Annotated in this window: 8 protein-coding genes; all 8 read right to left on the reverse strand. The window is 71.9% G+C overall.

Translation table 11 applies throughout. The features are described from left to right. Window positions 1-20 precede the first annotated feature (20 nt). Window positions 21-326 carry a DUF167 domain-containing protein gene (locus KBX08_RS27360; protein ID WP_112582742.1) on the reverse strand — a complete coding sequence of 102 codons (306 nt, stop codon included), beginning with the start codon at window positions 324-326 and terminating at the stop codon, window positions 21-23. A 10-nt stretch (window positions 327-336) separates the two neighbouring features. Beyond that, window positions 337-1,086: a hypothetical protein gene (locus KBX08_RS27365; protein WP_210786206.1), complete on the reverse strand. Its 750-nt coding sequence runs from the start codon at window positions 1,084-1,086 to the stop codon at window positions 337-339. Window positions 1,087-1,166: 80 nt separating this feature from the next. Then, window positions 1,167-1,976, reverse strand: coding sequence for a DivIVA domain-containing protein (locus KBX08_RS27370; RefSeq protein WP_036411965.1), 810 nt, complete (start codon window positions 1,974-1,976; stop codon window positions 1,167-1,169). A 44-nt stretch (window positions 1,977-2,020) separates the two neighbouring features. Next, the gene (locus tag KBX08_RS27375) at window positions 2,021-2,326 is read right to left on the reverse strand and encodes a YggT family protein (RefSeq protein ID WP_030334503.1); all 306 of its coding nucleotides are present in this window, start codon (window positions 2,324-2,326) and stop codon (window positions 2,021-2,023) included. Between the two features lie 30 nt (window positions 2,327-2,356). Further along, entirely contained in the window at window positions 2,357-3,049 is a 693-nt protein-coding gene (locus tag KBX08_RS27380; RefSeq protein WP_210786207.1) for a cell division protein SepF, read from the reverse strand. A 192-nt stretch (window positions 3,050-3,241) separates the two neighbouring features. Next, a complete protein-coding gene (locus KBX08_RS27385; protein ID WP_210786208.1) occupies window positions 3,242-3,985 on the reverse strand; it encodes a YggS family pyridoxal phosphate-dependent enzyme in 744 nt (247 codons plus the stop codon). Between the two features lie 9 nt (window positions 3,986-3,994). Then, on the reverse strand, window positions 3,995-5,110 hold the full coding sequence (gene ftsZ, locus KBX08_RS27390) for a cell division protein FtsZ (protein ID WP_210786209.1): 1,116 nt from the start codon (window positions 5,108-5,110) through the stop codon (window positions 3,995-3,997). A 245-nt stretch (window positions 5,111-5,355) separates the two neighbouring features. Continuing rightward, window positions 5,356-6,174 carry a cell division protein FtsQ/DivIB gene (locus KBX08_RS27395; RefSeq protein WP_210786211.1) on the reverse strand — a complete coding sequence of 273 codons (819 nt, stop codon included), beginning with the start codon at window positions 6,172-6,174 and terminating at the stop codon, window positions 5,356-5,358. Window positions 6,175-6,216: the final 42 nt, after the last annotated feature.

A 6,216-nucleotide genomic window follows, 5' to 3' on the forward strand; every position in this document is an offset into this window, starting at 1 on the left:
CTGCCTTGCCTGGGCTGTCCTCACTCGGCGGATCCGTCGCGCAGGCGGCGCAGCACCTCGGGCAACTCCGGGCCGGGCCGATCGACGAGGAAGAGCTTGTCCCGGCTGGCCGCGCCGGCACGCAGTGACACGGCGGCCGGTCGGACGCCCAACGCGCCGGCCAACGCCCGGCGGGCGGCCTCGGTGGCCCGACCGTCGACGGCCGGGTCGTGGACCGCGATAACGAGGGCGGGTCCGTGCGGGCCGTCGAAGCGGCCACCGACCCGGTCCCGGGAGGCGCCGGGCTTCACCCGTACCGCCACGGTGAGCGTGTCCTGCGCGGGCACCGGCGTCGCTTCAGATCGGCCGGGCGTCGGCGAGGAGAGCGGTCGCCGGCGCGCAGTGCGCGCACGGGGTGAAGCCGAGGTCCACGGCCTCGGCGACCGGCAACGTCTCGGGCTGCCAGCCGATCAGATGGGGGCAGCCGTCCAGGTGGTAACGGGGGCGGCCGTCGACGACCTCGACGGCGTCGAGCAGCCGGGCCACCCGGGCCGCCTCGGCGGCCGTGATCTGCTGGGCGGCCGGCTCGTCGACCGCCGCGACCGCCGGGTCGAACACGTCGTCGGTCGACGCCGCGAACGGCGACGCCGGGCTGACCGGCCGGGCCCGCGCGGGCGCCTCGTCCGCCGCACTCACCAACGGCGACGCGTCATCGACGTGCGGTGGGTCGACCGGCGACGCCTCGTCGACCGGCGGCGCATTGTCGACCGGCGGCTCGGGTGGTTGCCGCCACCCGGTGCCGCCGGTACCAAACGTCGTGGGCACGTGCTGGACGGGCACCTCCGGCTCGACCAGCGGCGGCCCGTACGCGACACCCGGTGTGGCCTGGCTGGCCGTGCGGGGGGCGTCGGCGTGCCGCCGGTCGGTCCGGTCGGAATCCGCCGTGGCGCGGTTGGCGGCTGCCTGGCGGGCGCCCACCACCAACGCCACGGCGGCCAGCAGACTGGCCGCGATGGAGATGACCAACAAGAAGCTGGAGCCACCGGCCAGACCGAGCACCAGTAGCACCACCGCGACGAGGATGAGCAGAAGACTTGCGACTATCACGGCTCACCCCCGCCGCGTCGAACCGTCCGGGCCGGACCGGCGACCGTCACCATTGGCGGACAGCGATCGCCGGCCGGTGCTCAGCGTCCGGCTTCGAGGGCGCCGGAGCGCCCGCCGCCGCCGTACGAACCAGCGAGACCCGCTGCGGCCAGCCCGTTGCCGCCAGCGACCCGGCCGGCTTCGGAGCGGGTCATCTCGGCCTCGAGGCCCTGGCCACGACCGTCGAGGTCACGCAGCTGGCTCTCCAGGTACGCCTTGAGCCGGGTGCGGTACTCGCGCTCGAACTGCTTGAGCTCCTCGATGTGCTTCTGCAGCGCCGTGCGCTTGGCGTCCAGGCCGCCCATGGCCTCCTGGTGCCGCTGGCGGGCGTCCCGCTCAAGGGCGTCAGCCTTGGCGCGCGCCTCCCGGGTCACCTCCTCGGCCTTGCTGCGAGCCTCGGACAACAGCTGGTCGGCCTCGCGGCGAGCGTCGGACACGTGGTCGTCGGCGGTGCGCTGGGCCATCATCAGCACGCGCAGGGCCTGCTGCTCACCGTCACCGGTGACGCCGCCGGCCGGACCGCCGGTCGCGCGGACCTGCTCCAGCTCGGCCTGCATCGCGCGGGCAGCCTGCTCGGCCGCCGACTTGTCGCGCTGCACCCGGTCCAGTTGGGCCTTGACATCGTTGAGCTCCGCCGCCAGTCGGGCGTCGCCGCCGGGGCCGGCGGGGGCACCGCCACGGCCGCCGCGCTCCACCTGGGCGCGCAGCTCGTTGTTCTCCTCGATGAGACGGGCGAGCTCGCGCTCGACCTCATCGAGGAAGGCGTCGACCTCCTCCTCGTCATACCCCCGTTTGCCGATCGGCGGCTTTTTGAAGGCGACGTTGTGGACGTCGGCCGGGGTCAGCGGCATCGAAACTCCTCGGGTCAGTTGCGGCCGCGAAAGCGCGTCGGTCATCAGGCAGATGCCCTGATCGACGGCCCTAACACGAACTCCATCAGCACGAACAGGATAACCAGGAGCACAAGGGAGGCCAGGTCGATGCTCACGGTACCAATTCGCAGCGGAGGGATCACACGCCTCAACGCGTTGAGAGGGGGATCAGTGACGCTCCACACGGATTCCAATCCTGCCGATGCTCCACGCCCCGGTTGCCAGCGACGGCCGTACTGCAGGACGGCGCTCAACACGAACCGGGACAGAAGAAGGAGCAGGAAGACATAAAGGATCAGGTACAACACTTGCAGTAAGATCGACAACACGGTCAGCGACGTCCCTCGGGTCGGGCGGGATCAACTCAGACTGAAAAAGCCGCCCTCAGCGATCTTGGCTTTGTCCTCTGCGGTGACCTGGACGTTAGCCGGTGAGAGCAGGAACACCCGATTGGTCACGCGCTCGATCGTACCGCGCAGGCCGAACGCCAGCCCGGCGGCGAAGTCAACCAGACGGCGGGCATCGGCCTCATCCATCTCGGTGAGATTGATGATCACCGGGACACCGTCACGGAAGTGCTCACCGATGGTGCGCGCCTCCCGGTAGGTGGTGGGGTGCAGCGTGGTGATCTGGTAACGCTGCTCCTCCTCGGGCAGGGCCCGCTCGCGCGACGTGACCTGCGGCGCGAGGGCCAGGTTGTCCCGAGTGTGGTAGGTCAGCGCACCGGAGGTCTCGCCCGCCGACGACCGGGTGATCGACCGGACGCTGGACCGCTCGATCCGCTCCGGCCGCTCACCGTCACCGCGCTCGGAGTCGCTCAACCGCCCGCTCGACCGCTCGGAGAGTCGACCCCGCCCACTGTCGCGCGGCCGGGGAGCCGGCGGCTCCTCGGCGTCGTCCTCGTCGTCGTCGGCGAACTCCTCGGCGTACCGGCTCTGCCGGTAACGCGAGTCGCGGTAGCCACCCTTTTCGTAGCCACCGTCGTCGTAGGCCCGCTCGTCGTCTTCTTCGACCAGACCGAGCCAGACCCCCGCCTTGCGCAGTGCACCCATCCCGCGCCCTTCCGTCCGCCGTGCGGCACGCGCCCCCGTGCCATGTCGCCCGTCGCGAGTGGACAACCATGCCCATCGGACCGGAACGGCAATCCCCCCGGCGCGCGATTCGCGTCGCGCACCACGACCCCCGACTAGGAGACGCCCGCCCCTGAAACAACACTGATGTAATTTGCTTGTCTCGCGGTCAGGCTACCGCAGCGTGGGACGCATTCCGAGCAACGCGCTACCGACGCGGACATGTGTCGCGCCGTAACGGATCGCGATTTCGAAATCTCCGCTCATACCGGCGGACAGCGCGGTGGCTCCCGGATGGACAGCCCGAAACGCGTCGGCGACCTCCGCGAGCCGGGCGAACGCCCGCTCGGGCTCCCACCCCAGCGGGGCGACCGCCATGAGACCGACCAGACGCATCCCCGGTGCGTCGGCCACCGCCTCGGCGACCGGCTCCAGACCGGCACCCAGATCCGCCGAGCCGGGCAGGGCTCCGCCCCGGGAGGCGTCGCCGTCGATGCTCACCTGGACCAGCGCGTCGAGCGGTTCCGGCCGGTCGGCGGTCGCGCTGGCCAACGCCCGGGCCAGCCGGACACTGTCGACGGAGTGCACCACGTCGGCGTAGCGGACCACCGAGCGGGCCTTGTTGCGCTGCAACTGGCCGATGAAGTGCCAGCGGGGACGCACCCCGGCGGCAGCCACCTCGGCGGCCTTGCCGGCCGCCTCCTGGTCGCGGTTCTCCCCCATGTCGGTCACCCCGAGCCCGGCCAGCGCCAACACGTCGCTGGCCGGGTAGGTCTTCGTCACCGCGATCATGGTCACCTCGGCGGGGTTCCGGCCGGCCTGCGCGCAGGCGTCGTCGACCCGGGACCGAACCTGGGCCAGACCGGCCGCTAGTTCGGCGTGCCGATCTGGTCGTACCGTGGCTGAGCTGTCGGTCATCGGCGGAGCTCAGGACCCGTTCTTGAGGAAGTCGGGAACGTCCACGTCGTCGAAGAGCACCCGACGCGGCGACTGGGCCGGAGCCGGGTTGGTGGCCGGCGCCGGCGCCGGGGTGCTCTGCGGTGCCGGCTGGTTGGTGTTGGACTTGCGGGTCGGCTCGGCCGCCTTGTACGCGGGCGTGCCGCCGTCGAAGCCCGCCGCGATGACAGTCACCCGCACCTCGTCACCGAGCGCGTCGTCGATGACCGCGCCGAAGATGATGTTGGCGTCCGGGTGGGCCGCGTCGGTGACCAGCTGGGCGGCGTCATTGATCTCGAACAGGCCCAGGTCGGAGCCGCCGGCGATGGAGAGCAGCACGCCCCGCGCGCCGTCCATGCTCTGCTCCAGCAGCGGGCTGGAGATGGCCGCCTCGGCCGCCTCGACCGCGCGGTTCTCGCCGCGGGCGCTGCCGATGCCCATCAACGCGCTGCCGGCGCCGCTCATCACGCTCTTGACGTCGGCGAAGTCCAGGTTGATCAGACCCGGGGTGGTGATCAGGTCGGTGATGCCCTGCACACCCGAGAGCAGCACCTGGTCGGCCGTGCGGAACGCGTCCATCATGCTGATGTTGCGGTCGCCCAGGGCCAGCAGCCGGTCGTTCGGGATGACGATAAGCGTGTCGCACTGGTTACGGAGTTCGTCTATCCCCGTCTCGGCCTGCACCTGGCGGCGCTTGCCCTCGAAGGAGAACGGCCGGGTCACCACGCCGATGGTCAGTGCGCCGAGCTTGCGGGCGATGTTGGCCACCACTGGCGCGCCGCCGGTGCCGGTGCCGCCGCCCTCGCCGCAGGTCACGAAGACCATGTCGGCGCCCTTGAGCACCTCCTCGATCTCGTCGCGGTGGTCCTCGGCGGCGTTCTTCCCGACGTCCGGGTTGGCCCCGGCCCCCAGGCCACGGGTCAGCTCCCGGCCGACGTCGAGCTTGACGTCGGCGTCGCTCATCAGCAGCGCCTGCGCATCGGTGTTGATCGCGATGAACTCGACGCCCTTGAGCCCAACCTCGATCATCCGGTTGACGGCGTTGACGCCGCCACCCCCGATGCCGACGACCTTGATGACCGCCAGGTAGTTGTGCGGAGGTGTCATCTCCGGTCCTTTCCTTCGAGATTGGCTTCGGCCGACCGGTTACGGCGTGGCCAGACCAGCGGCCGACGACAGCTGTCACCAACGAGGATCAGGGGTAAACCCTAACCCTCTACTAGAGGCTTACAGTTATGTCAACCACTGAAGCTCTTCGAGGCAACGTAAGCGCCACCGCGCGATGAGCCAAGGACCCGGGCGGCGTGTCGCCGCGCGGAGCGCCACGGGTCACGTCCCCGCACGCTCACCGGTCAACGAAAGGTCACCACATCCGGCGCGCTCACGTCGATCCGGTCGGTGTCCTCGTCGAGCAGCGCGGTCGCCACCCGAGCCTTGTCCGTACCCCGGGTCGCGTCGCCCCAGACCACCGTCCGGTCGCCGCGCAACCGCAGGCTGATCCGGGCCAGCCCCGCCACGTTCACGTCCACCAGCTCCGCGCGCAGCTGCGGCGTCAGCGCGACGAGCACCTCCAGCGCGGCCCGGGTGCCCGGGTCGTCGGCGGCCGGCCGGGCCACAGTCACCTGTGGCAGATCGGCGGGGCGTCGCTCCACCGTCCGGAACGCCACCCCGCTCCGATCGATCAGGGCGAACGCATCGCCCTGCGGCACCACCGCCACAGCGGTCCGCTCGGTCACCCGCACCACCAGCGCGCCGGGCCAGTCCCGGGAGACCGTGGCCCGCTCCACCGCCGGCAGCGCGCCGACCCGACGGGCGGCGGCGGTCAGGTCCACCCGGGCCAGCGGCACCCCGTCCGGCACCCCGACCGCGTCGTGCACCTGCACCGGCGTGACCAGGTCGGCGCCCTCCACGCGTACCTCCCGCACACCGAACAGCCCGGTGCCGAGCACCGTCCAGGCGACCAGCCCGGCCAGTGCGAGCACCCCGGCCGCCACCGCCCACGGCAGCGCCGCACGCATGCGACGCTGCCGGGCACGGGCCATGAACCGGCGGGTCGAGGGCGGTACCGCGTCGCGGCCCGCCCGGACCAACTGCCACCGCCGCGCCGGACCGCGGCGCGGTGCGCCACCGTCGGCGGCGCTGGTCCGCCCTCGGGCCGGGCCGGGCCGCATCCGGCCGCGGGCGCCGCGCCGCCGGGCACCGCGGGGCCCCCG

Origin of the sequence: Micromonospora sp. H61 (genome assembly GCF_018070325.1) — a bacterium.
Taxonomy (GTDB): domain Bacteria; phylum Actinomycetota; class Actinomycetes; order Mycobacteriales; family Micromonosporaceae; genus Micromonospora; species Micromonospora salmantinae.

Bases quoted from the DNA above. Each gene is read 5' to 3' on its own strand.
- KBX08_RS27380 (WP_210786207.1), bottom strand. From the start codon at position 3,049: ATGGGTGCACTGCGCAAGGCGGGGGTCTGGCTCGGTCTGGTCGAAGAA.
- ftsZ (WP_210786209.1), bottom strand. From the start codon at position 5,110: ATGACACCTCCGCACAACTACCTGGCGGTCATCAAGGTCGTCGGCATC.
- KBX08_RS27395 (WP_210786211.1), bottom strand. From the start codon at position 6,174: ATGCGGCCCGGCCCGGCCCGAGGGCGGACCAGCGCCGCCGACGGTGGC.
- KBX08_RS27370 (WP_036411965.1), bottom strand. From the start codon at position 1,976: ATGCCGCTGACCCCGGCCGACGTCCACAACGTCGCCTTCAAAAAGCCG.
- KBX08_RS27385 (WP_210786208.1), bottom strand. From the start codon at position 3,985: ATGACCGACAGCTCAGCCACGGTACGACCAGATCGGCACGCCGAACTA.